Raw genomic sequence first — 23,510 nt, forward strand, 5'->3', positions numbered from 1 at the left:
CGGTTTCCTCTTATTTAATAATTGACTTTGCTAAATTCAATAATTGAGTAGCTGAATCTGTGCATCCCATTTTTTTCGAGTTTTCCGCCATTTGCTTTCTCTTTACATCATCATGCATTACAAAGTCAATATTATTCATTAAGGTTTTAGGTGACAAATCATCTTCAGTAATAATTAAGGCAGCATCATTTTTAACTAAACTTAAAGCATTCTTAGTTTGATGATCTGCAGTAACATATGGACTAGGAATTAAAATTGAAGGAATTCCTAATGCAGTAATTTCAGCTAAACTAGTAGCTCCAGCTCTACCAACTATCAAATCAACTTTAGGTAAAATACTAGGCATATCAGATATATACTTTTTAACACGAATATTATCAGCAACCTTAGTATTGGATAATTGAGCTTGAACATCTGCATATCGATTAGAACCAGTAACGAAAACTACTTGGTAACTACGTTTATTAAAATTTGTCATTGATTCCTCAACAACTTTATTAATTTTTAAAGCACCTTGACTCCCACCAAAAATTAAAACTGTTGGCAAATCATCTTTCAAATCATATTCAGACCATTTAAATTCACTGTGCATATTAGCAACTTGTTGGGCTCTAGGATTACCAGTATATGTAGTTTTATATTCTGGAAATTGTTTTATAGCATCCTTAAAGCCTACCGCTATTTTAGTTACGTGCTTACTTAAGAAACGATTAGTCAATCCAACCACACTATTTTGTTCGTGGATCATAGTTGGAACTTTCATTTTAGATGCAGCGTAAAGAACAGCACCTGATACATAACCACCAGTTCCGATTACTATATCTGGCTTAAAGTCTTTGATTATTTTTTTGGAATTATGAACACTTTTTAGAAATAAAGCAACCGTTTTAAAATTATATAGAGATAAAGAACGTTTAAATCCTTGAATTTCTAGCTCTTTAAAATCAATGCCTTTTTTAGGAACAATGTTTTTTTCTAATCCTCTAGTAGAACCTACATATAATATTTTAGAATTTGGCTCTTGTTTTAATAATTCTTCAATAAATGCTAGTGCTGGATATATATGTCCACCGGTACCTCCACCGGAGATAATTACCCTCATTTTTCTTCCTTCTTTCCAGTTAAATTTTCTACGTCTTTTATAAATTGGTCACCACGAACTTCAAAAGTTGAAAATTGATCCCAACTAGCATTAGCTGGAGAAAGTAATATAATATCTCCTTGATTACTTAATTTGTATGCCAATGGAACAGCTTCATCTAAGTTATTAACTAATTTAATATTTTTTATATTCGCTTGTTTGGCAGCATCTTCTAATAAGTATCTAGTTTCACCAAACAAAACAATACCGCTAACATGTTTTTTTAAATCAGGAACTAATTGATCAAACTTATATCCTCGATCCAATCCACCAGCTAACAAAACTACCGGTTTATTAAATCCTCTTAAGGCCATTTGAGTAGCTTCAATATCAGTAGCTTTAGAGTCATTATAGAATTTTCTATCTTCACTTTCTAAAACATATTGAACACGATGCCTAACTCCACCGAATGTTTCTAAAACATGTTTAATTGCTACATTAGAACGTTGCTTAATCTTTGCAACAGCAATTGCAGCTAAAGCATTCTCAATATTTTGTTCACCAGGGATTCTAATGTTTTGGGCATCCATTATATATTCATCTTTAAAATATAATTTTCCATCCTTTTCATAAGCACCCTTGGTAGAATTCCCTTTTCTAGAAAATGGAATGACTTGAGCATTACTTTTTTTACTCAAAGATCGCCATTCTTCATTATCAAAATTAACAATAAAAAAGTCGTTTTTATTTTGATTCATAGTAATACGCATTTTTGCATTTACATAATTTTGTCTAGTCTTATGATAATCCAAGTGATTAGAAAAAATATTAGTTAAAACAGCAATGTGTGGATGTAGTTCAGTAATCCCTAATAACATAAAACTTGAAAGTTCCATAACGATATCATCATCTGAATTAGATTTTTCAGCAACGTTACTAGCAGGAACCCCAATATTACCAGCAACTCGGGACTCTCCAGAAGTTCTTTCCATATTCAACATTTTGTTAATCATAGTAGTAGTTGTTGTTTTACCATTACTACCAGTTACACCAATTAATTCAGCATCAGTAATTTCACTTGCTAATTCAACTTCCACAATAATTGGTAATTTTAATTCTTGTGCTTTTTTAACAATGGGTGTGTCATAAGGAATACCTGGGTTTTTAACAACTAAGTCAAAATCATTAGATGCCAAAATATCTGGAGACTGTTTGCCAGCAAGCACTTTTACTCCGATAGATTCTAAAAGCGCTTTATCAGTTATTTGTTCTTCGGTTTTGGAGTCACTTAATACTACCTTAGCACCTAATTTAATTAACAACTTGGCAGCATTAGTACCACTTTTACCAGCGCCTAACACTAATATATTTTTATTTGTATATTTATTTATGTTTTTCATAATAAATTCCTCTAATCATATAGAATTTTAAATAATAGTCATTACTCCTGTAATAGCTGTGAAGGTTGCAACTAACCAAAAAACAATATCAATTTTCCATTCTGACCAACCTAACATCTCAAAATGATGATGAATAGGTGACATTAAAAATATTCTTTTTCCAGTCAATTTAAAGGAAGTAACTTGGATCATTACACTTAGGGTTTCAATAACAAATACTAATCCAATCCATATTAAAGATAATTCATGATGTAATAAAATTGAAACAGCAGCTAATGAACCTCCTAAAGCTAATGAACCCATATCGCCCATAAATATTTTGGCAGGTTTATGATTAAAAATTAAAAATGCCAATAAACCACCAACAACTGCTGAACAAAAAATCACTACGTCGGTTTGGTGTTGAGCATATGCAATAACTCCGTATGCTGCAAAAGCAATGATAGATAGTCCGGAAACAAGGCCATCAAGACCATCAGCTAAATTCACCGCATTGGAAAAACCAGTTAAATAGAAAATAACAAAGATAACATATAACCATCCCATATTAAGATCACCATAAAATGGTATATTTAATGCCATTGGGAAATGCTGGGAATAAACAAAAGTGAATACAAGTCCACCAATAATTTGACCAAAAAGTTTTTGCCAAGCTTTTAAACCTTCATTTTGTCTTCTAAAAAGTTTTATGCTGTCGTCCCACATTCCTAAAAGTCCATATAAGACTAATATAAAAAGCAAAATTAAAATTGTCATATTAAAATTATGCATAAATAATCCAGTAATCAAACTAGCAATTATTATCGAAATAATAAAAAGAAGTCCACCCATAGTTGGTGTCCCTGATTTTTTTTCGTGCCACTTTGGACCTTCTTCCCTTATCATTTGACCCTCATGTTTTCTTCTAAAATAGCCAATCAAAGATGGCATAAAAATCAACGTTATTAAGAAACTTAAGATTATCGGTAAAAAAACATTTATCATAATATATTACATTCCATTTCTATTTAAATTTAACACTTAATTTAGACATATCATAAATTGGACTATTAGGTAAAATACTTTGTTGGTATGCATATCCATCACCTTGCAAGTCAACAGATATTCCTGCCATTCTGCAATAAGTTGCAACGTCATATCTAGACCAACCCTTAAAGTTTGCCAATTTTTTATCACCATCGGTTTGTAAAATAACTAATCTATCCTTTGTAACCTTTTCATATGGATCAATTGATTGGTCCATAACTTTATTACCATTACCAATGACAATATATTTAACTTTAGATTTTTTCATCTTATTTTTAGCATCATCTATACTGTCATTAACAATTTTGGGAACTTCGACATCATTTGAATTATTAGCATTAACGTTTTCTTCTAAAGCTAAACGCATCACTGGGTTAAATATTTGTGCCATTAATTGAGAAGCAGTTTTACCAGCAGGTAATTTAGGCTGTTTCATAGTTAAATATAAAATGTATTTAGGATTATTGGCGGGTGCAATTCCGGCAACAGAATATAGATAACTATCATCACCAGAAGCGTATCCAGATTTACCATCACTGACTTGTGCAGTACCCGTTTTAGCTGCAATTTTGTATCCAGGAATTTTATAATCAGCACCAATTCCATAAGGTTGATAAACAACATCTTCCATATGTTTGATAACTTTTTTAGATGTTTCAGAAGTAATTGGATTACCAACTATTTTAGGTGGTAATTCTTGAATTAATTTTTTATTTTTCGGATTAACAATTTTAGATACAAATCTCGGTTGAAGCATTTTTCCATCATTAGCAATCGAAGTTAACGCTCTAACCATTTGAAGAGCATTAACTTGAATCCCCTGTCCAAAAGCAGTATTAGCCTGTTCAATTGGATATTGGAACTGAACACTACCATTTTCTTCACCTGAAAAACCTGTATTAGATGGTTTAAAGAATTGAAAGCGATTCATATATTGACGCCAAGTCTTAGGTCCCATATTTTGTTCCAGGTGAGCCATTGCAACGTTACTTGATAGTGCGAAACCTTTATTGTAACTAATTGTTCCCCATCCGGCAGGATTCCAATCGGGAACAACACGTCCATCAATAAAATACTGACCAGATGTATAAGTTGCATTACCATTATAATGTCCACTATTAATAGAAGATGCAACTGTAAATATTTTCATTGTTGAACCTGGTTCATAAGAATCTTGTACCAATGTATTTCGCCAAATTTTGTCCAATCCCTGTTTAGTAGTTGCATTAAATGTTGGTCTTTGAGTTGCAGCTAAAATGTCTCCAGTTTTTGCGTTCGCCAAAACTGCATTCATAGTTGAAGGATGAGCTTGATTATATACATTGGTCATTTCAGTTTCTAATAAAGACTGTAAACGATAGTCTAAAGTGGTGTAAACATCATCACCATTTTTGACTTTTTTACTTTTATTATTCTTATTAGGAATTTCTACACCGGTACTATCTTTTTGTTCTTCGCTATAACCGTCTGTTCCTGTCAGTAACTTGTTATATATTTGTTCAATTCCCATTTGACCTACTAATTGAGAAGAACCATTTTTAGTATTTAACGGCGAAGCATATCCAATAATATGTGAAGCAAACTCTCCATTTGGATAAATTCTAGATGGTTGTTGTGTAAAACCTAAACCAGAAACATGCTTATTTTCTAATTTTTTCCTAGTAATTAATGAAATATTGGAACCAGCACTTCCAAACTCAACTTGAAAGGCATTATTTTTAGGAGACAAATTTTTTAGTGCTTGTTTATAAGAAATCGGTAAAACATCAGAAATAGCTCGAGCAACCTTTTTCTTATTAGTTACATACATTGGTTTATGATTAATATCCAAATAATTTTTATTCAAAACAGCATATAAAGTATACTTACTAGTATCTTCGGCCAAAGGTTGACCATTAGCATCGTAAATAGTTCCTCTTTTAGAAGGAATAACCTTATTTTGTGTATAAAGATTATGAGCTAACTGACTTAAATTAACTCCTTGAACATGCTTGAATACTGAAATGTATGAAAATCTTAACCCAATACACAAAAAAACGCCCATACATAGCAACAACAAAAGTTGTCCAACATGGCTACGATTTTTTTGGCGTTTTTTTAGTTTAGGATTGCTATTCAATTTATTACTCATTTACTTACATTCCTTACATTTTTATTAGACAATGACAAATTAGATTTTTTGGCAATATTTTGTAATCTGTTACTACTTTGTAGCTCACCAATCTCCTGTCTTAAATAAGTATTATTGTTATCAATTTTACTTAAAGAAGATTCAATTGATTGTAATCCAGTAGAATAATTGCCCAAAGTAATTTTTGCTCCAACTAAACATAACATTAATATAAATATAGTTACAGTTCCTACAAATAAAACTGATTTTTCAAACTTAGACAAAGAAAGATGAATTTTTTCCGTATTATTAGTAGCTGGTTTTTTAGAAACATTACTATAAGCATTATTATATTTCTTTCTAGCTAAATTATTTTGTGACATTTAAATTACTCTTTTCTATGTTATTTAATTGCTTATTCTCTGTATTATTCTAAGCTTAGCACTATGTGAACGATGATTCTCTTCAAGTTCCTCGCCACTAGGTAAAATTGGTTTACGACTAACCAATTTATATTTGGGTTGCATTTCAGGCGGGATAACCGGTAAATTATGTGGTAAATTCATAATAATAGTTTTTTCTTTAAACATAGTTTTAACTAGTCGATCTTCTAGAGACTGAAATGTAATAACGCAGATTCTCCCATTGACTCCAATTAAATCAATAGCCGATTCTAAAGATGTTTCTAAAGCACCTAGTTCATCATTAACTGCAATTCTTAAAGCTTGAAAAACTTTTTTTGCTGGATGACCACCATGTCTTCTAGCCGCTGCTGGAATTCCTTGCTTAATTACCTCAACTAATTCTTCAGTTGTGTCAATTGATGATTTTTCTCGATTATTTTCGATTGCTCGAGCAACTTGCTTAGAAAATTTTTCTTCTCCATATCTAAAGAATATTTTAACTAATTTGTTGTATGGCCAATTATTGACTATTTGCCAAGCATCTAAAGAATTACGTTGATCCATTCGCATATCTAATCGAGCATTGTGTTGATAACTAAATCCACGACTAGCATCATCAAATTGTGGAGATGAAACCCCTAAATCGTAAATAATTCCATCAACTGAAGTAACGTCCAATTCATCTAAAGCTTCACTAATATTTTTAAAATTGTCACGAATAAACGAAACTTTTCCAGCTGATATGTATTTTTTTAAGTGTTCTTGATTATATTCAATTGCAACTTGATCTTGATCAAAAGAATATAAATGACCTTTGTCCAATTGTTGCAATATTTTCTCACTATGTCCACCACCGCCTAAAGTACAATCAACATATATTCCATTTGGATTAATATTTAAGCCATCAACTGCTTCATTAAGTAGTACTGTTTCATGATGAAATTTTACCATTAGGGTCACCTCTTTTATATATTTTTTATAAAATAATCGATTAAAGTATATTTAATTAAATTCTACCACTATAATAGACTTTACACCACCACATTATCATTATTCATATAATAAAAAAGCCATCTAAAAAGATGACTTTTATAAAATTTGATAACCATAAATAAAAATTGTTAAAATCCACGCTAAAAACATATATATAATGCCTAATTTCCAAAATAACTTATAAAATTTAATAATATTAGCATCATTAGATCTAAATAAGTAAAAAATGCCTAAAATAATGCCTAAAATAACCCAAATAAATAATACTAAAGGTAAGTAAGATGTTCCATTTTTGTTTAAAGATATTTGATAAATATAAAAACCATTAATTAGTGGGAAAAAGTCACTAATACTTAAATTATTTGGAAAATATTTATTTACAATAGATTTAATAGAAGTGAATATCAACGAAACTATAAAAAGCAATACTATTTGAAATAATATTAAACTTAGAAATAAAAAAGGACTAATTATAATTCATCTTCTTTCTTTAAAATTTGAATTTGCAATATATAATTATCAATTGTAAACTTAGTACTAATATATTGTGTAGAAAGTGGTGCAATTAATGGCTAAAAAGAAAAAATCAAGATTCCAAATAATTACTATGATTTTTGTTTGGGTTATGATAATTTCGACAGTTGCTGGTTTAGTACTGGGATCTGTATATTCAATAATGCAATAACAAAAAATGGAACCTAAGTGGTTCCATTTTTTTATTTTTAAGAATCACTAGGTTGCTTATAAACTTGTCGTGGCTTACTACCCTCTTGTGGTCCTATATATCCACGCTGTTCTAAATCATCTATAATTCTAGCAGCACGATTATAACCAATTCTAAAGTTACGTTGCAATAAAGAAGTACTTGCTTTTTGTTCCTGAACAACAAATTTTAATGCATCTCCAAATAATTCGTCCTGATCTTCTGTTGCTTCCTCTTGCTTAATTTCTTCATCAGAAACAGTCATAGAATCATCATAATCAGCTGTTTGTTGTTGCTTTATGTAATCAACAACATTTTCTACATCATCATCAGAAATAAATGCTCCTTGAATACGAGCTGGCTTATTTTTATCAATAGGTAGATATAACATATCTCCTCGTCCTAATAATTTTTCAGCTCCGTTAGTATCAATAATGGTTCTAGAATCAACACCACTAGAGACGGCAAAAGCAATTCTAGAAGGAACATTTGATTTAATTAATCCTGTAATAACATCAACTGAAGGCCTTTGAGTAGCCAAAATCATATGAATTCCAGCTGCACGCCCCATTTGAGCTAATCTAATAATAGCGCTCTCTACTTCATTCGAAACAGTCATCATTAAATCTGCCAATTCATCCACAACGACAACAATATAAGGTAAAGGCTCTCTATCTCCATTATCTTCTTGATTTAATTTTTTAACGTAGTCATTATAATTACTAATTTTTCGTTGATTATTTTTAGCGAATAAATCATAACGATGTTCCATTTCTTTAACAACTTTGTTCAAAGATCTAGCAGCTTTTTTAGGTTCAGAAACAACTGGTGTTAATAAATGTGGGATTCCATTATATACGCCTAACTCAACCTTTTTAGGATCAATAAGCATCATTTTAACCTCACTAGGTTTAGCATTTAATAAAATACTAGTAATGATTCCATTAATCGCAACGGATTTACCACTACCAGTGGATCCAGCAATCAGTAAATGTGGCAACTTTGTCAAATCAGTTGAAATAACATCGCCATTTACATTTCTTCCTAAAGGAACACTTAGTAAACCATGTTTTGGGCTTTGTGACTCCACAACATCCCTAAAAGAAACCATTGATACTTGTTTGTTAGGAACTTCAATTCCAATTAATGACTTTCCAGGAATTGGTGCCTCAATTCTAATATCTTTAGCAGCAAGTGCCAAGGCTAAATCGTCAGCCAAATTAACAATTTTACTAACTTTCACCCCAATTGCTGGATGGATTTCATATTCTGTAACTGATGGTCCTAAGCTGACATTTTTAATTTCAGCATCTACACCAAAACTATTAAGTGTCTTTTTTAAAACACCAGTATTATGGTCAATTTCCTTATACTCATCTGATTGATCCGTTTGTTTAACTTCAGATAAAAGATTATATGATGGTAAAGTATAATCACTATCATCTGCTGAACTAACGTTAATATTATTATCATCTTCTTTAGTCTCTTGATGTTTATTTATAACATCAGATACTTTGGGAGATTCTTTATTTTCTTTATTATAATCACTAGCTATTTTATAGTCTTTGGCCTCATCTTTATCACTAATATGTTTATCCATCCAACCAGATAACTTGGGTTTATTTTCCTCATGATTAGATTTAGAAACTTTTTTATTATCCTCAAATCTTTCTTCTTGTTTAATATTATCAGAATTATTGAATATTTTAGAACTTTTATGACTTTTTAAATGAACATTATGAATTTTATAACTTATTTTTTGTGACGATATACCAAGTTTTTTTGATAAATTTTCTGAATTTTTTTGGAACTTAGCAAATAATTGATTCATTGAAATATTGCATAAAATTAAAGCTCCAATAACCATTGAAAGTATAGCAATAATTTCTGAACCAAGAATGGATACCAAAAAATTAAAAATAGTTAATAGAATTGCTCCAATAATACCGCCACCTAGTACGCTACTGTCATTCATACTAATAAAATCATGGGATATTAGTTGCAAATTTTGATTTATAAAATTCATACTACTATCATTTGTTAAAGTCAAAGCTGATAAAAGTAAAAGTCCACCTAAATAAATAAATAAACTTCCGATTATAATTCTTGGGTTGAATTTAAATTTATTTCCTTTAAATAAAAGTAATCCTCCCATTAAGAAATAAATGATGTATAAAACTAGAACACTGTCACCAACAAAAAAGCGGAAAATGTTATTTAAAATCGTACCAATAAATCCTAACTTCATTAAACTAAATAAAGCAATAACGATAAAACATAATCCAATTACATAATTATTATATTTTTTATCAACAGAAAAGATATGAGTATTCAATTTTTTCTTTTTACGAACTGTTTTCTTTCTAGCCAAAAAATATTACTCCTCTATTTTAACTTATCATGTTCATATTCATGTGTACGATCCAATTTAGGAAAGCCTTGTTGTCTCAATGCTTCATACACAACTATTGCGCATGTATTAGATAGATTGAGCGCACGAATGTGAGTATCATCTTGAGGAATACGAATTGCTTTTTCAGAATGTTTTCTCATAAATGGCTCTGGCAACCCAGTAGTCTCTTTTCCGAACATGAAATAATGGTTAAATTCAATTTTAGAATAATCACAATCCGTATAATCTTTACTTGCAAACTTCGAAACTAAATGCAATTGATCTTTTTCTCCTAATGTTTCCATAAAATCAGGTAAATTTTCATGGTAATTGATATCAACCTTATTCCAATAATCTAAGCCGGCTCTTTTTAAATGTTTATCATCAACTGAAAAACCCAAAGGCTTAATTAAGTCCAATACTGTATCTGTACCTGCACAAGTTCTAGCAATATTACCAGTATTAGCAGGCATTAGTGGTTCAAACAAAACAATATGATTAGTCATAATTTTACTCCTTATTTTGTAAATTTATTATCTAAAACGGTAACATCAACGGTAATTGATGTAAGTTCATTAAGCTGACTTTTTGTGAGATCTTTTGCATCTTTTCCCCAATGCATTGGTGTCATTAACATTAAATCTTTCTGCATTCCTTGAGGAATTTTAAATTTATATTTCACTTGATGTGTAACTGAATTAGGATAATGTTCCATAAACAAATTGATAACATTAAAATTATCATAATTTTGTTTTTGGTCATTATCACTGTACAGCTTTTTTCTTAATTCCAATAAATACCCAGAATTAGGAACAATTTTTATTAAATGTCCATTATTTTTAATAATTCGATTAAATTCATTGTAAGAAGATGGCGAAAATAAATCCATAATTATAGAAATACTATCATCATTAAACGGAAGATTAGCCAAATCAGCAACACAATAAAATAAATTAGAATTAATCTCACTAGTTGATAAGTTAACTCCCGGTTTAGAAATATCAAACCCTATTGCGGTATCTTGATTATTTCTAATTGATTCAACCTTAGATAATGGGGTTCCTTCGCCACTACCAATATCTAAAATATTTTGTTTTCCCGATGGTATTAGACTTGAAATCTTGTTTAAAATCCCATCAAAAAGGCCTGCCCTAATAATATTTCTTCTAGAAACCAACATATCAGTATTGTATTCGGTATTAATCTTATGATTAATAAAGTACAAAGTTCCCTTTTTAGAAATATCTAAAGAGTGATTATTAGGACAAGTAACAGAATGGTTATTTATATTTTGAAAAGGCATCCCACAATTTGGACACTTAAAAAGATTAATATTTTGGGATAAAAATTGTTCTGCAATTTCTATTTTCTTCATTTCTAGTCTCCTTTAATTACCCTTAAGTATATCATAATAAAAAGCTCCTTTTTAAGGAGCTTTTTATTTAATTATTTTCATCATATCTTCAGGAATTGGAGCATTGCATTCTATATATTTATCAATAAATGGGTTATAAAAGATAGTTTTATAGCAATGTAAAGCTTGTCTTTTCATTGTATTATTATAAGGATTATATAGCCAGTCCCCAATTAATGGATGATGAATAGCTTTGCAATGGACTCTAATTTGATGGGTTCTTCCAGTATGAAGCTTTATATTTAATAATGTAAAATGATTAATTTCTTTTTCTACCCAAAATTCAGTTTTAGATATCTTACCATTATCATCAATTGTTCTTTCAACAAAAGAATCTTTTTTTCGACCAATTGGTAGATCAATCTCAACATGTTTATTATTTATATGTCCATCTACAATTGCCATGTAATATTTTTTAATAGTATCATCTTTAAACTGCTTGTCTAAAACAGAATGTGCAAAATGATGCTTTGCAAATAAAACAATTCCACTGGTATCCATATCTAGCCGATTAACAATATGAATTCGTTGATTTTCATAGTTTTGACGTTGAAAGTAACCTTTAACACGATTAGCTAAAGTATCTTGTTTGTATATTCTGGAAGGAACCGATGCAACTCCGGATGGTTTATTGACAACTAAAAAATGACTATCTTCGTATAAAATATCAATCGATAAGTTAGAAACCAAAAAATGATCATTAGAATCCTCTTTAGGTAATACTAACTTCACTTTATCATTAAATTTCAACATAAAATTAACATGTTGTTCTTTACCATTAACTATTATCAATCCACCATGAAATTTAACTTGCTTCAACAAATTTCTAGTAACACCATGCCATTTTAAAAAAGTTCTTAGTTTTATTGGTGATTTGGTATGATTTTCCCAATTAAATTCAGTCATCTTTATGAACTCCAATAAATGAATTACTTACTCTTTTCCAAAAATGTGTATGTCGATACTGAGCAAAATAAATACGATCATTAGATATTGAATAAGTAATGGACTCAATTGGCCGATTCTTCACTAATAATTGGTCACAAGTTAAAATATTATGGTATGGATCATCAGGAATAATAGTAATCCATTCATTTGGTGGAATAATAATTGGTGAACCTAAAGTTCTAAAAACTCGATTATTAATTGACGCCATTTCAGAAACTTGAACTGCATTAAATTGAGGACTGATTATCGCTCCACTAACTGATTTATTATATGCAGTTGATCCAGTCGGTGTAGATACACATAATCCGTCACCTCTAAATTTTTCAAAAAATTCGTCTTTGATGTTAACGTCAGTAACCATAGTGCCATTAACACGCTTTAATGTAGATTCGTTTAAGGCTACCATACTATCAGATGGACCACCATCTTTATATTTAATATCAATTGACAATAATGGATAACTAACACTCTGACCATTATCATCTTCTAAACTATCGACTAACTGTTGAACTTCATAATCACGCCAATCAGTATAAAATCCCAAGTGTCCAGTGTGAATTCCAACAAATCTAATCTTATTAATTGAGTCAATGTAATGATGAAATGCTGATAATAAAGTTCCATCTCCCCCAACAGATATAACAATTTCTGGATTTAAACCATCATAATTTAGCTTATCAGAGTCCTTAATTTTTGCTTTTAATTGACTTGCAACTTTATTGGAAGTGGATCCATCATTACTATATATTGCAACTCTCATTATTAATCATCCCTATTATTTTTAGAATATTCAGATTGTTTTTCAATTAATTCATCACGAATTTCTGACATGCCCTCATCTAATTTAAAAGCAGTTTCAGCAGATTGCTGTAATCTATTTTTTAATTCTGTTGGAAATACTCCATTGTATTTATAGTTTAGTGAATGTTCTACCGTTGCCCAAAAGTTCATGGCAAGAGTTCTAACTTGAATTTCAGCCAAAATTTTGTGTTCTCCGGTAGTCATTTCAACCGGATATTCAAAGACAATATGATATGAACGGTACCCACTAGATTTTTCTTTATTAACATAATCACGTTCTTCTAAGATATTAATATCCGTTCTTTTTCTTAAAAGATCAACTACTTGATAAATATCTTCAACAAATGGGCACATTATTCTAAGGCCAGCAATGTCTTCCATATCTTGAGGTAAACGATTTTCTGATATATATCTTCTAGTCATTTTTTCTTTAATACTGGGAACAGGTTTAACTCTTCCTGTAACAAATTCAATCGGACTTCTTTTACCAAATTGAATAAATTCATTACGAATTCCTCTTAGCTTTATTTTTAGTTCCCCTAAAGCTTGTTCATATGGAAATAAAAAGTTATTCCAATTTTTTATCACTAGGAAAACCTCCTTTATATAAGCCATTTCACTCAATTATTTTACCATATTTTAATATATGTAAAAAATATTAATAAAAATAGATTAATTATTTGTATTTATGAAATATTTTGGTATGCTAATAATTGTAGTATTATTCATTTAAATAATCTAATTAAATAAGTAGTTTTTGTTAATATATTTTTGGGATTAGTTTGAAGGGAGGAACAATATGTTTGAAATTTTTCTTTTTATAGATCCGTTATGTAAAGAATGTGAACAATCAGAAGAAGCTGTTGTACAGTTATCTAAGGATATGGATTCTAAATTTAAATTTCAATTTATACCTATCTTTAATCTGAAAGTTATTCAAACTGATTTTTGTCACTCAAACAACCAATTAAAAAAAATTTTGTCTTCAAATGAACTATCTTCTTTATACCATGATGTTGTATTGGATTATAAAGCAGCTTTATTTCAAGGTATGAGAAATGGTAGATCATTTTTCATGGACATGCAAGATAAAATTTTAAATGACGGATTAAAATACACAAATGACTTATCATTAAACATAGCAGAAAATAATAAATTGGATATTTCGATGTTTGAAGAAGATCGAAGATCTAATCTAGCCAAAAATACAATTCAAGAAGATCAAAAGATTGTTAAAGCAATGAATATTAAAAAGCCGGCATCAGCTGTTATATTTAATTGTGAGAATCCTACCGATAATGGAATATTAACAAATAATGTATGCTACTCTGAACTTTTTAATACATGCTGTGAAGATAACTTAACAAAAGATAGTTTGAATCAAGCTATTAAACATTCAAAAAAGCACAAATCTAATTTTCATATTGTTAAATAAATAAAAGTCCTCAAAAGATATATTTTGGGGACTTTTATTTATTTTTTGTTAAGAAGCTCAAGCGATCAAAATAATCACTAAACCAAAATATACTTCTTAGTAAGAATATTTTACCATGGGTTATTTTAATGTAATCATTATTTTTTAAAATGATAATATATCTTTTAAAGTCTATTTTATAAAATATAGAAATATCTTTAATTAATGGAAAATTACAATATTTTTTTACATGTAAACAATATATTTTAAATAAGTCACTAATATAAATACCGTTTTTTAAATTTATTAAAATTACAATCTTAATAAAAAAATAGTTATTATTAAAAATTGGATAAGAATATCTTTTTAAGTCATTAACTATCGGAACTCCTTCAATATTTTCACCTCTTAGATAACAGTATTCTTGAAAATATAATACATTTTTATTTTTATATTTAATTTTACTTCTTAAACTATCATATTGATGTTTTAAACTATTAAAACTTAAAAAATAATTATAATTAACCGTATTAGTATTCATAAAATTAATAAGTTCATTAAAGTTATTGAAAAAATGAGTTTTATATTTTATTACTCCATCTATATCTAAACAATTATATCTTAGTTCCAAATAATTATTTAAAGACCAAAACATGATATAGAATCCTAAATTTTTAGAATAATAAAAAAATTTATTAGTATTTATATTGCCAAAATGCTTTAAATAGTTACTGCCTAATATCCATAGAGAATGGATATTTATTTTTTTGTAACCAGCTATTCTTTCTTTTAGCCTTTCACTACTAATCGGACTACATTGAAATTCAAAAGCGATATTTTTATTTATTAAATCAGGTCGTTGCTTTATACACGGTATGTAATATTCCATTTTAGTATTCTTATTATTAATAAATTTTAAAATTTGAAGTTTTCCTTTAATGTGTTCACTACTTTCATTTTCATGAAGATTAGGACAATCACTATTTGAAAAATGTGAAAAATGATTCACCTTATTTTTACACTCTTTTAAAATGACTTTAGATAAACAAATTGGACAATAGTAATCATTATTTTTATTAGCATAAATTGACATAACCGTTTCAGTACCTTTTTTAGCTATTAACAAAATAATTCACCCTAACAATATATACGAAAAAAGCTAGTATTTTTAAGTACTAGCTTTTATTTTGCAAAATATTTTTTTAAGGTTGGTAAAGCATTAACTTTAATCATTAACTTACCATCATCAGATAAAGTAGCTATAGGAATTCTGCTTTTAGAAGCATATTCCAATGATAGAGAAACGTCTCTTTGAAATATAACCTTATCATCATTATTATATCCATCAGGTAAAGTCATATATAAATAATAATCATCATTATATTTATATAAATAAGTCTCTGGCATTTTATTTTCCAAAGCTTTTGAAAGTCCAATTAAATCCTCAAATGAATTAAATTTAAGAGTAATATTAGTAACTAAAGTATTGGGATTTTCATTGTCCATACTTTTAGCAGCATTTACAAGTTGAGAAATTGATTTATTAATCATATCATTTTGTTTAGAACCCATTAATCCATCAATTTCATTTTTAATTTTCTTAAGATTATATAATAAATTATCTCTTCCATTTTGATCTTTAATCTCTTGGTTGAAATTATTAATATGCTTATTCAATTCAAAGCTCAAATTTTCAAGATCTTCATGTTCTGAATTATTATATCCATTATTTTTATTATTAGTTGTCTTATTAAAATTATCATTAGATAATTTATTTTTATCAATGTCTTGATCACTTAAATGGTTATTTTTAATGAACATTTCAAGTCCAGACTTATTAGGCACTACTTGAAATGTAACAGCAGAAGTATCCTTAAATTCCTTATCAGCATCAATTTCTTCTAAAATACCATATAAGAATGATTCAATACGGTCTTCATCACCCAGTAGCGACAATACATCTACTCCTCGCTCAGACAACTCATCATTACTTATAATAACTTTAATTGTATCTTCGTTTATACGTTGCATTTCCATAAAAGAGCACCTCACTTCTATTTAAATTTTATATCATTAATCATGAACAAGTAAACAATAAAACTCAATTAATATCAAGCATAAGTCCTAATTTTGCAAGCATAATATTAGACTTATTTCCAGAATATTTAACTGTTTCATTTAATAAATCACTAAGAACACCATACTGTGGTAAATGACTAATAATAACGCACTTAGCTTTAGAATCACGAATTAACTTACCAGTTTCTTTAGAAGTCATATGCCATTTTATTCCTTTTTTATCCTCATAAAAATTAGTATCAGTGATTAGTATATCTGCATCACTACAAAAATCAACCAATCCATCAAAGTATTTAGTATCTGAAGTAAATACTAAAGTTTTTTTAGTAGATTTTTCAAGGATTTTTACAGCATAAGATGGAACTGGATGCTTAGTTTTTAAAAAAGTTATCGTGAACGGATCTAAATTCAATTTTTTATTTTCATTATATGGCATTGCTTTAGTATCATTATTCCAATTAAGGCCTTCAAAAGAATATTCATCATCAGTGTTCCCATAAATTGGTAGAGTTGGTTCCTTTCTGTTTTCTTTATTTAGTTGCCAATAATATTCTAAAACCCCAACATCAGCTTTATGATCATGATGATAATGAGATAATATTAATGCATCTAATTGTAAAGGATCTAAATACTTTTCCAACTCTAATAAAACACCACTACCACAATCCAAAAGCAGATTGAAATTACCACTTTGAATTAAGTACCCACTAGTTCCTACACCATCATATGGATAACCACCATAGTAGCCTAAAACTCTAACTTTCATAAAAACAGCACCTCCGACTTGTTTAATACATACTTTAGTGTAAATATATAGTTATAGTTTGTAAAATATTTGAACAAAACAAAAGAGGAAAAAATGGACAAAAATATAAAAATAACATTTGGTAATAATTACATTATCAATTTAATAAAGAAAAAGCACCCTAGTAGGAAAATATATATTTTTAAATCAATCAATAATGTTAATCAAAATTATCAAATAGTTGATTTTAGTAATAAAAGATCTATCTTTAAAAATAAATTAGAATATAGAATCATTTATAGCAACTCTATAAATGATAATAAGGAAATGGTAAACTATCTATATTTTAACTTAGATGAAGAAAATACAAAAATATTAAAAGCCAATATGATAAATATTAAATATAAAAATGTTAATTCAATTTATATGTTAAAAGAAGACTTTGGTAAAAAAAGAGATATATTAATGACCTGTTGGAAAAGTTATAAAGATTTTTACCACTGGTTTCATAATAATCCAGTGGTAAAAATTAGTGATTTATCGATGACATATAAAAAAGATAGATGTTTATAGTAAACATCTATCTTTAAATTTCAAAAATTAAGGAGAATGAGAGATTCGAACTCTCGCGTGGTTTGACCCACCTAGCGGTTTTCAAGACCGCCCCCTTCAGCCACTTGGGTAATTCTCCATATATAATGACCCGTACGGGATTCGAACCCATGTTACTGCCGTGAAAGGGCAGTGTCTTAAACCACTTGACCAACGGGTCTTTAAATTAAAATATAAAAAAACATTATCCAAATAAGGATAATCTTAAAAGTTACGGTTCGTACGAGACTCGAACTCGTGACCTCCTGCGTGACAGGCAGGCGTCCTAAACCAACTAGACCAACGAACCAACAAAATTGCGGGAGATGGATTTGAACCATCGACCTCCGGGTTATGAGCCCGACGAGCTACCAGACTGCTCTATCCCGCGATAATATAATAATGACCCGTACGGGATTCGAACCCATGTTACTGCCGTGAAAGGGCAGTGTCTTAAACCACTTGACCAACGGGTCGCAACGGAGAAGGAGAGATTCGAACTCTCGCGCCGGAAAACCGACCTACACCCTTAGCAGGGGCGCCTCTTCAGCCACTTGAGTACTTCTCCAAAATGGGCCTAAATGGACTCGAACCATCGACCTCACGCTTATCAGGCGTGCGCTCTCAACCAACTGAGCTATAGGCCCATTAAACCAAAAGCGGGTAACGAGAATCGAACTCGCGACAATAGCTTGGAAGGCTATGGTTTTACCACTAAACTATACCCGCATAATAATTAAGTTAAATGGCGCGGGACAGAATCGAACTGCCGACACACGGAGCTTCAATCCGTTGCTCTACCAACTGAGCTACCGAGCCATATTAAAGCGGTTCGTACGAGACTCGAACTCGTGATCTCCTGCGTGACAGGCAGGCGTCCTAAACCAACTAGACCAACGAACCGTAAATTGCGGGAGATGGATTTGAACCAACGACCTCCGGGTTATGAGCCCGACGAGCTACCAGACTGCTCTATCCCGCGATAATAAGGAGAATGAGAGATTCGAACTCTCGCGTGGTTTGACCCACCTAGCGGTTTTCAAGACCGCCCCCTTCAGCCACTTGGGTAATTCTCCATTTAAAATTTAAAATCAAAGCCCCAATATTATGGACCTTGTAGGACTCGAACCTACGACCGGACGGTTATGAGCCGTCTGCTCTAACCAACTGAGCTAAAGGTCCAAGTCCTAAATCGCGGCAGAGGGGATCGAACCCCCGACCTCCCGGGTATGAACCGGACGCTCTAGCCAGCTGAGCTACACCGCGAAATAAATTTTTGTTGTAAAGAGCACTTTGACCCTATCGGGAAGACAGGATTCGAACCTGCGACCCCCTGGTCCCAAACCAGGTGCTCTACCAAGCTGAGCTACTTCCCGAAAAATGCACCCAGTAGGACTCGAACCTACAACCTTCTGATTCGTAGTCAGACACTCTATCCAGTTGCGCTATGGGTGCAATATTAATGCCGAGGACCGGGATCGAACCGGTACGGTTATTACTAACCGCAGGATTTTAAGTCCTGTGCGTCTGCCAATTCCGCCACCCCGGCATATTAATGAATTGACAAAGCGGAAGACGGGATTCGAACCCGCGACCCCCACCATGGCAAGGTGATGTTCTACCACTGAACTACTTCCGCATAAATGCCGACTAGAGGATTCGAACCTCCGACCCCCTGTTTACAAGACAGATGCTCTGCCAGCTGAGCTAAGTCGGCATATATAAAACAAAAATATTTAGTTTTAATGAGCCGTGGCAGGTTCGAACTGCCGACCCTCTGATTAAAAGTCAGATGCTCTACCGGCTGAGCTAACGGCTCGTAGATATGGAGGATACAGGGCTCGAACCTGTGACCTCCTGCTTGTAAGGCAGATGCTCTCCCAACTGAGCTAATCCTCCATAATTAAAATAGCGCGGCAACTTCCTACCCTTGCAAGAGGCGATCCTCTAACTACTCTCGGCGTTTAGAAGCTTAACTACTGTGTTCGGCATGGGAACAGGTGTATCCTTCTAGCTATCGCCACCACACTATTTTTCTAAAAGAACTTCGTTCTTTCAAAACTAGATATTATCATTTCTAAATGAGAACAACCTTACTTGGTTAAGTCCTCGACCAATTAGTACTAGTCCGCTCCATACATCGCTGCACTTCCACTTCTAGCCTATCTACCTAATCATCTCTCAGGGGTCTTACTTCCATAAAGGAATGGGAAATTTCATCTTGAGGTGGGTTTCACACTTAGATGCTTTCAGCGTTTATCTCAACCATACATAGCTACCCAGCTGTGCCCCTGGCGGGACAACTGGTACACCAGCGGTATGTCCATCTCGGTCCTCTCGTACTAGAGATAGCTCCCCTCAAATTTCCTACGCCCGCGACGGATAGGGACCGAACTGTCTCACGACGTTCTGAACCCAGCTCGCGTACCGCTTTAATGGGCGAACAGCCCAACCCTTGGGACCAACTACAGCCCCAGGATGCGATGAGCCGACATCGAGGTGCCAAACCTCCCCGTCGATGTGAACTCTTGGGGGAGATAAGCCTGTTATCCCCAGGGTAGCTTTTATCCGTTGAGCGATGGCCCTTCCATATGGTACCACCGGATCACTAAGCCCGACTTTCGTCCCTGCTCGACCTGTCTGTCTCGCAGTCAAGCTCCCTTGTGCCTTTACACTCTGCGAATGATTTCCAACCATTCTGAGGGAACCTTTGGGCGCCTCCGTTACTATTTGGGAGGCGACCGCCCCAGTCAAACTGCCAATCAGACACTGTCTCCCACCACGATAAGTGGTGCGGGTTAGAGTGTTAGCACAGCGAGGGTAGTATCCCAACAATGCCTCCACCGAAACTAGCGTTCCGGTTTCTACGGCTCCTACCTATCCTGTACAAGCTATGTCAACACCCAATATCAAATTACAGTAAAGCTCCATGGGGTCTTTCCGTCCTGTCGCGGGTAACCTGCTTCTTCACAGGTATCTCAATTTCACCGAGTCTCTCGTTGAGACAGTGCTTAGATCGTTACGCCTTTCGTGCGGGTCGGAACTTACCCGACAAGGAATTTCGCTACCTTAGGACCGTTATAGTTACGGCCGCCGTTTACTGGGGCTTCGTTTCTGAGCTTCGCCGAAGCTAACTCATCCACTTAACCTTCCAGCACCGGGCAGGCGTCAGCCCCTATACTTCATCTTACGATTTTGCAGAAACCTGTGTTTTTGATAAACAGTCGTCTAAGCCTTTTCACTGCGGCTGCACGTAGTGCAGCACCCCTTCTCCCGAAGTTACGGGGTCATTTTGCCGAGTTCCTTAACGAGAGTTCACTCGCTCACCTTAGGATACTCTCCTCGACTACCTGTGTCGGTTTGCGGTACGGGTAGTTAATTACTCACTAGAAACTTTTCTCGGTAGTGTGACGTGGCTTACTTCCCTACTTAAATTCGGTCCTCATCACAGCTTGTCAACCCGCTGAAAAGCATTTCACTCTTCAACTGACTTGCTGCTTGAACGCACATCCAATAGTGCGCACAAGTTAGCCTCCTACGTCCTTCCATCGTTCAAACATAATTAACTAGTACAGGAATATCAACCTGTTATCCATCGCCTACGCCTCTAGGCCTCGGCTTAGGTCCCGACTTACCCTGGGAGGACGAGCCTTCCCCAGGAAACCTTAGTCATTCGGTGGATTAGATTCTCACTAATCTTTCGCTACTCATACCGGCATTCTCACTTCTAAGCGCTCCATCAGTCCTTACGGTCTAACTTCGTTGCCCTTAGAACGCTCTCCTATCACATGACTACGTCATGTCCACAATCTCGGTAATATGCTTAGCCCCGGTAAATTTTCGGCGCAGAATCACTCGACTAGTGAGCTATTACGCACTCTTTAAATGGTGGCTGCTTCTGAGCCAACATCCTAGTTGTCTGTGCAACTCCACATCCTTTTCCACTCAGCATATATTTAGGGACCTTAATTGGTGGTCTGGGCTGTTCCCCTTTCGACGGTGGATCTTATCACTCATCGTCTGACTCCCGGACATATAAATCAATGGTATTCGGAGTTTATCTGAATTTAGTAACCCATGACGGGCCCCTCATCCAAACAGTGGCTCTACCTCCATGATTCTAAATCCGAGGCTAGCCCTAAAGCTATTTCGGAGAGAACCAGCTATCTCCAAGTTCGTTTGGAATTTCACCGCTACCCACATTTCATCTCAGCACTTTTCAACGTACACGAGTTCGGCCCTCCGGTGCGTTTTACCGCACTTTCAGCCTGAACATGGGTAGATCACCTGGTTTCGGGTCTATCTCAACATACTCAAACGCCCTATTCAGACTCGCTTTCGCTACGGCTCCGGTCTTATCCACCTTAACCTTGCATGTTAACATAACTCGCCGGTTCATTCTACAAGAGGCACGCTATCACCCATTAACGGGCTCTAACTGTTTGTAAGCACATGGTTTCAGGAACTATTTCACTCCCCTTCCGGGGTGCTTTTCACCTTTCCCTCACGGTACTGGTTCACTATCGGTCACTAGGGAGTATTTAGCTTTGGGAGATGGTCCTCCCGGATTCCAACGACGTTCCACGTGTGTCGCTGTACTCAGGATCCTGAACTGAGGTTAAACAATTTCGTCTACGGGGCTATCACCCTGTATCGCCTAGCTTCCCAGCTAGTTCGACTATTGTCTAACTTGGTAACTCAAATGTTCAGTCCTACAACCCCAAAGAGCAAGCTCTTTGGTTTGAGCTGTTCCCCGTTCGCTCGCCGCTACTTAGGGAATCGAAATTTCTTTCTCTTCCTGTGGGTACTTAGATGTTTCAGTTCCCCACGTCTGCCGCCAAATTAGCTAATTAATTCACTAATTGGTGATAACCGATTAAGGTTATCGAGTTTCCTCATTCGGAAATCTTCGGATCAAAGCTTACGTACAGCTCCCCGAAGCATATCGGTGTTAGTCCCGTCCTTCATCAGCTCCTAGTGCCAAGGCATCCACCATGCGCCCTTCATAACTTAACCTGTTCATCACTTCGTGATGTTTGGTTAATTGAGTATAATACGAATAAAACTTTTTAAAAAACTCAAAATAACGCGGTGTTCTCGGTTAAAATTGTATTTAATACAAATTTTAATGTTAATTTTAGAAATTAATAATATCTAGTTTTCAAAGAACCAAGTTCAACACTTTCGTGTCAATGGAGAATAGCGGAATCGAACCGCTGACCTCCTGCTTGCAAAGCAGGTGCTCTCCCAGCTGAGCTAATTCCCCATATAAGGTTTTGTGGTAATCCACTAGTCCTATGGGCCTAAATGGACTCGAACCATCGACCTCACGCTTATCAGGCGTGCGCTCTCAACCAACTGAGCTATAGGCCCAAAAAGCATAAGCTTCTTTTGAGAGTAAACCTCTCA

19 protein-coding genes, 23 tRNA genes and 2 rRNA genes are annotated in these 23,510 nt (G+C 33.2%); 3 read left to right on the top strand and 41 right to left on the bottom strand.

Annotation, left to right across the window (positions count from 1 at the left end):
* Window positions 1-10: 10 nt before the first annotated feature.
* From murG to MOO46_RS07935, 7 genes are all read right to left on the bottom strand, one after another.
* Window positions 11-1,102: an undecaprenyldiphospho-muramoylpentapeptide beta-N-acetylglucosaminyltransferase gene (gene murG / locus MOO46_RS02895; protein ID WP_249511518.1), complete on the bottom strand. Its 1,092-nt coding sequence runs from the start codon at window positions 1,100-1,102 to the stop codon at window positions 11-13.
* Window positions 1,099-2,481 (bottom strand): UDP-N-acetylmuramoyl-L-alanine--D-glutamate ligase, encoded by a 1,383-nt coding sequence (murD, locus tag MOO46_RS02900; RefSeq protein WP_249511519.1) that lies wholly within the window; start codon window positions 2,479-2,481, stop codon window positions 1,099-1,101. Before murD ends, murG begins: the two co-directional genes overlap by 4 nt.
* A 27-nt stretch (window positions 2,482-2,508) precedes the next feature.
* Window positions 2,509-3,465 (bottom strand): phospho-N-acetylmuramoyl-pentapeptide-transferase, encoded by a 957-nt coding sequence (mraY, locus tag MOO46_RS02905; RefSeq protein WP_249511520.1) that lies wholly within the window; start codon window positions 3,463-3,465, stop codon window positions 2,509-2,511.
* Window positions 3,466-3,484: 19 nt separating this feature from the next.
* Complete coding sequence (locus MOO46_RS02910) at window positions 3,485-5,638, bottom strand: penicillin-binding transpeptidase domain-containing protein (protein ID WP_249511521.1); 2,154 nt, start codon at window positions 5,636-5,638, stop codon at window positions 3,485-3,487.
* Window positions 5,635-6,000: a cell division protein FtsL gene (ftsL, locus tag MOO46_RS02915; protein WP_249511522.1), complete on the bottom strand. Its 366-nt coding sequence runs from the start codon at window positions 5,998-6,000 to the stop codon at window positions 5,635-5,637. Before ftsL ends, MOO46_RS02910 begins: the two co-directional genes overlap by 4 nt.
* A gap of 24 nt (window positions 6,001-6,024) precedes the next feature.
* Entirely contained in the window at window positions 6,025-6,972 is a 948-nt protein-coding gene (gene rsmH, locus MOO46_RS02920) for a 16S rRNA (cytosine(1402)-N(4))-methyltransferase RsmH (RefSeq protein ID WP_249511523.1), read from the bottom strand.
* 138 nt (window positions 6,973-7,110) lie between these two features.
* The gene (locus tag MOO46_RS07935) at window positions 7,111-7,491 is read right to left on the bottom strand and encodes a DUF3397 family protein (RefSeq protein WP_396121415.1); all 381 of its coding nucleotides are present in this window, start codon (window positions 7,489-7,491) and stop codon (window positions 7,111-7,113) included.
* Between the two features lie 91 nt (window positions 7,492-7,582).
* Here MOO46_RS07935 and MOO46_RS02925 point away from each other — a divergent pair, with 91 nt between their 5' ends.
* Entirely contained in the window at window positions 7,583-7,699 is a 117-nt protein-coding gene (locus MOO46_RS02925) for a DUF4044 domain-containing protein (protein WP_260525478.1), read from the top strand.
* A gap of 37 nt (window positions 7,700-7,736) precedes the next feature.
* Here MOO46_RS02925 and MOO46_RS02930 read toward each other — a convergent pair whose 3' ends face one another.
* From MOO46_RS02930 to MOO46_RS02955, 6 genes are all read right to left on the bottom strand, one after another.
* Window positions 7,737-9,872, bottom strand: a complete 2,136-nt coding sequence (locus MOO46_RS02930) for a DNA translocase FtsK (protein WP_449658084.1) — start codon at window positions 9,870-9,872, stop codon at window positions 7,737-7,739.
* Window positions 9,873-10,102: 230 nt separating this feature from the next.
* A complete protein-coding gene (locus MOO46_RS02935) occupies window positions 10,103-10,615 on the bottom strand; it encodes a tRNA (cytidine(34)-2'-O)-methyltransferase (RefSeq protein WP_249511524.1) in 513 nt (170 codons plus the stop codon).
* 11 nt (window positions 10,616-10,626) lie between these two features.
* Window positions 10,627-11,484, bottom strand: a complete 858-nt coding sequence (locus MOO46_RS02940) for a methyltransferase domain-containing protein (RefSeq protein WP_249511525.1) — start codon at window positions 11,482-11,484, stop codon at window positions 10,627-10,629.
* Between the two features lie 63 nt (window positions 11,485-11,547).
* Window positions 11,548-12,429, bottom strand: coding sequence for an RluA family pseudouridine synthase (locus MOO46_RS02945; RefSeq protein WP_249511526.1), 882 nt, complete (start codon window positions 12,427-12,429; stop codon window positions 11,548-11,550).
* The gene (locus tag MOO46_RS02950) at window positions 12,422-13,231 is read right to left on the bottom strand and encodes an NAD kinase (RefSeq protein WP_249511527.1); all 810 of its coding nucleotides are present in this window, start codon (window positions 13,229-13,231) and stop codon (window positions 12,422-12,424) included. Before MOO46_RS02950 ends, MOO46_RS02945 begins: the two co-directional genes overlap by 8 nt.
* Before the next feature lie 2 nt (window positions 13,232-13,233).
* The gene (locus tag MOO46_RS02955) at window positions 13,234-13,857 is read right to left on the bottom strand and encodes a GTP pyrophosphokinase family protein (protein WP_396121416.1); all 624 of its coding nucleotides are present in this window, start codon (window positions 13,855-13,857) and stop codon (window positions 13,234-13,236) included.
* A gap of 214 nt (window positions 13,858-14,071) precedes the next feature.
* Here MOO46_RS02955 and MOO46_RS02960 point away from each other — a divergent pair, with 214 nt between their 5' ends.
* Complete coding sequence (locus MOO46_RS02960; protein ID WP_249511529.1) at window positions 14,072-14,707, top strand: DsbA family protein; 636 nt, start codon at window positions 14,072-14,074, stop codon at window positions 14,705-14,707.
* Between the two features lie 34 nt (window positions 14,708-14,741).
* Here MOO46_RS02960 and MOO46_RS02965 read toward each other — a convergent pair whose 3' ends face one another.
* From MOO46_RS02965 to MOO46_RS02975, 3 genes are all read right to left on the bottom strand, one after another.
* Window positions 14,742-15,812 carry a competence protein CoiA gene (locus MOO46_RS02965; protein ID WP_249511530.1) on the bottom strand — a complete coding sequence of 357 codons (1,071 nt, stop codon included), beginning with the start codon at window positions 15,810-15,812 and terminating at the stop codon, window positions 14,742-14,744.
* A 56-nt stretch (window positions 15,813-15,868) separates the two neighbouring features.
* Window positions 15,869-16,723: an adaptor protein MecA gene (locus MOO46_RS02970; RefSeq protein ID WP_249511531.1), complete on the bottom strand. Its 855-nt coding sequence runs from the start codon at window positions 16,721-16,723 to the stop codon at window positions 15,869-15,871.
* 64 nt (window positions 16,724-16,787) lie between these two features.
* Window positions 16,788-17,531, bottom strand: a complete 744-nt coding sequence (locus MOO46_RS02975) for an MBL fold metallo-hydrolase (RefSeq protein ID WP_249511532.1) — start codon at window positions 17,529-17,531, stop codon at window positions 16,788-16,790.
* A gap of 93 nt (window positions 17,532-17,624) precedes the next feature.
* On the opposite strand from MOO46_RS02975, the gene MOO46_RS02980 reads away from it, so the two are divergent.
* Entirely contained in the window at window positions 17,625-18,083 is a 459-nt protein-coding gene (locus MOO46_RS02980; protein ID WP_249511533.1) for a hypothetical protein, read from the top strand.
* Between the two features lie 30 nt (window positions 18,084-18,113).
* On the opposite strand, the gene MOO46_RS02985 is transcribed toward MOO46_RS02980, so the two are convergent.
* The 25 genes from MOO46_RS02985 to MOO46_RS03105 form a co-directional block, all read right to left on the bottom strand.
* Window positions 18,114-18,201 (bottom strand) — tRNA-Ser (locus MOO46_RS02985).
* Between the two features lie 8 nt (window positions 18,202-18,209).
* Window positions 18,210-18,282 (bottom strand) — tRNA-Glu (locus tag MOO46_RS02990).
* 54 nt (window positions 18,283-18,336) lie between these two features.
* Window positions 18,337-18,411 (bottom strand) — tRNA-Asp (locus MOO46_RS02995).
* 7 nt (window positions 18,412-18,418) lie between these two features.
* Window positions 18,419-18,492: transfer RNA gene (locus tag MOO46_RS03000), tRNA-Met, on the bottom strand.
* A gap of 12 nt (window positions 18,493-18,504) precedes the next feature.
* Window positions 18,505-18,577, bottom strand: a tRNA-Glu gene (locus MOO46_RS03005).
* Between the two features lie 4 nt (window positions 18,578-18,581).
* Window positions 18,582-18,669: transfer RNA gene (locus MOO46_RS03010), tRNA-Ser, on the bottom strand.
* Between the two features lie 4 nt (window positions 18,670-18,673).
* Window positions 18,674-18,748 (bottom strand) — tRNA-Ile (locus MOO46_RS03015).
* Between the two features lie 11 nt (window positions 18,749-18,759).
* Window positions 18,760-18,830: transfer RNA gene (locus MOO46_RS03020), tRNA-Gly, on the bottom strand.
* A gap of 17 nt (window positions 18,831-18,847) precedes the next feature.
* Window positions 18,848-18,920: transfer RNA gene (locus MOO46_RS03025), tRNA-Phe, on the bottom strand.
* A 9-nt stretch (window positions 18,921-18,929) separates the two neighbouring features.
* A tRNA-Asp gene (locus MOO46_RS03030) sits at window positions 18,930-19,004 on the bottom strand.
* 5 nt (window positions 19,005-19,009) lie between these two features.
* A tRNA-Met gene (locus MOO46_RS03035) sits at window positions 19,010-19,083 on the bottom strand.
* A 6-nt stretch (window positions 19,084-19,089) separates the two neighbouring features.
* Window positions 19,090-19,177, bottom strand: a tRNA-Ser gene (locus tag MOO46_RS03040).
* A 32-nt stretch (window positions 19,178-19,209) separates the two neighbouring features.
* Window positions 19,210-19,283 (bottom strand) — tRNA-Ile (locus MOO46_RS03045).
* A 10-nt stretch (window positions 19,284-19,293) separates the two neighbouring features.
* Window positions 19,294-19,367 (bottom strand) — tRNA-Met (locus tag MOO46_RS03050).
* Between the two features lie 36 nt (window positions 19,368-19,403).
* Window positions 19,404-19,477, bottom strand: a tRNA-Pro gene (locus MOO46_RS03055).
* Window positions 19,478-19,482: 5 nt separating this feature from the next.
* Window positions 19,483-19,556, bottom strand: a tRNA-Arg gene (locus MOO46_RS03060).
* A gap of 8 nt (window positions 19,557-19,564) precedes the next feature.
* Window positions 19,565-19,650 (bottom strand) — tRNA-Leu (locus MOO46_RS03065).
* 18 nt (window positions 19,651-19,668) lie between these two features.
* Window positions 19,669-19,740, bottom strand: a tRNA-Gly gene (locus tag MOO46_RS03070).
* A 5-nt stretch (window positions 19,741-19,745) separates the two neighbouring features.
* A tRNA-Thr gene (locus MOO46_RS03075) sits at window positions 19,746-19,818 on the bottom strand.
* A gap of 29 nt (window positions 19,819-19,847) precedes the next feature.
* Window positions 19,848-19,920 (bottom strand) — tRNA-Lys (locus MOO46_RS03080).
* A 7-nt stretch (window positions 19,921-19,927) separates the two neighbouring features.
* A tRNA-Val gene (locus MOO46_RS03085) sits at window positions 19,928-20,000 on the bottom strand.
* A 12-nt stretch (window positions 20,001-20,012) separates the two neighbouring features.
* Window positions 20,013-20,129 (bottom strand): 5S ribosomal RNA (rrf, locus tag MOO46_RS03090).
* Window positions 20,130-20,198: 69 nt separating this feature from the next.
* Window positions 20,199-23,117: ribosomal RNA gene (locus MOO46_RS03095) — 23S ribosomal RNA — on the bottom strand.
* Between the two features lie 177 nt (window positions 23,118-23,294).
* A tRNA-Ala gene (locus MOO46_RS03100) sits at window positions 23,295-23,367 on the bottom strand.
* A gap of 32 nt (window positions 23,368-23,399) precedes the next feature.
* Window positions 23,400-23,474: transfer RNA gene (locus MOO46_RS03105), tRNA-Ile, on the bottom strand.
* Window positions 23,475-23,510 lie beyond the last annotated feature (36 nt).

It is taken from the genome of Apilactobacillus apisilvae, from assembly GCF_023380225.1.
Taxonomy (GTDB): Bacteria; Bacillota; Bacilli; order Lactobacillales; family Lactobacillaceae; genus Apilactobacillus; species Apilactobacillus apisilvae.

What these genes read in the sequence shown, in the direction of transcription:
- MOO46_RS02970 (WP_249511531.1), bottom strand. Translation starts at nt 16,723, where the DNA reads ATGGAAATGCAACGTATAAACGAAGATACAATTAAAGTTATTATAAGT.
- MOO46_RS02940 (WP_249511525.1), bottom strand. Translation starts at nt 11,484, where the DNA reads ATGAAGAAAATAGAAATTGCAGAACAATTTTTATCCCAAAATATTAAT.
- MOO46_RS02980 (WP_249511533.1), top strand. Translation starts at nt 17,625, where the DNA reads ATGGACAAAAATATAAAAATAACATTTGGTAATAATTACATTATCAAT.
- MOO46_RS02925 (WP_260525478.1), top strand. Translation starts at nt 7,583, where the DNA reads ATGGCTAAAAAGAAAAAATCAAGATTCCAAATAATTACTATGATTTTT.
- MOO46_RS02950 (WP_249511527.1), bottom strand. Translation starts at nt 13,231, where the DNA reads ATGAGAGTTGCAATATATAGTAATGATGGATCCACTTCCAATAAAGTT.
- mraY (WP_249511520.1), bottom strand. Translation starts at nt 3,465, where the DNA reads ATGATAAATGTTTTTTTACCGATAATCTTAAGTTTCTTAATAACGTTG.
- MOO46_RS02910 (WP_249511521.1), bottom strand. Translation starts at nt 5,638, where the DNA reads ATGAGTAATAAATTGAATAGCAATCCTAAACTAAAAAAACGCCAAAAA.
- MOO46_RS02975 (WP_249511532.1), bottom strand. Translation starts at nt 17,531, where the DNA reads ATGAAAGTTAGAGTTTTAGGCTACTATGGTGGTTATCCATATGATGGT.
- rsmH (WP_249511523.1), bottom strand. Translation starts at nt 6,972, where the DNA reads ATGGTAAAATTTCATCATGAAACAGTACTACTTAATGAAGCAGTTGAT.
- MOO46_RS02930 (WP_449658084.1), bottom strand. Translation starts at nt 9,872, where the DNA reads ATGGGAGGATTACTTTTATTTAAAGGAAATAAATTTAAATTCAACCCA.
- ftsL (WP_249511522.1), bottom strand. Translation starts at nt 6,000, where the DNA reads ATGTCACAAAATAATTTAGCTAGAAAGAAATATAATAATGCTTATAGT.
- MOO46_RS02945 (WP_249511526.1), bottom strand. Translation starts at nt 12,429, where the DNA reads ATGACTGAATTTAATTGGGAAAATCATACCAAATCACCAATAAAACTA.
- murD (WP_249511519.1), bottom strand. Translation starts at nt 2,481, where the DNA reads ATGAAAAACATAAATAAATATACAAATAAAAATATATTAGTGTTAGGC.
- MOO46_RS02960 (WP_249511529.1), top strand. Translation starts at nt 14,072, where the DNA reads ATGTTTGAAATTTTTCTTTTTATAGATCCGTTATGTAAAGAATGTGAA.
- murG (WP_249511518.1), bottom strand. Translation starts at nt 1,102, where the DNA reads ATGAGGGTAATTATCTCCGGTGGAGGTACCGGTGGACATATATATCCA.
- MOO46_RS02935 (WP_249511524.1), bottom strand. Translation starts at nt 10,615, where the DNA reads ATGACTAATCATATTGTTTTGTTTGAACCACTAATGCCTGCTAATACT.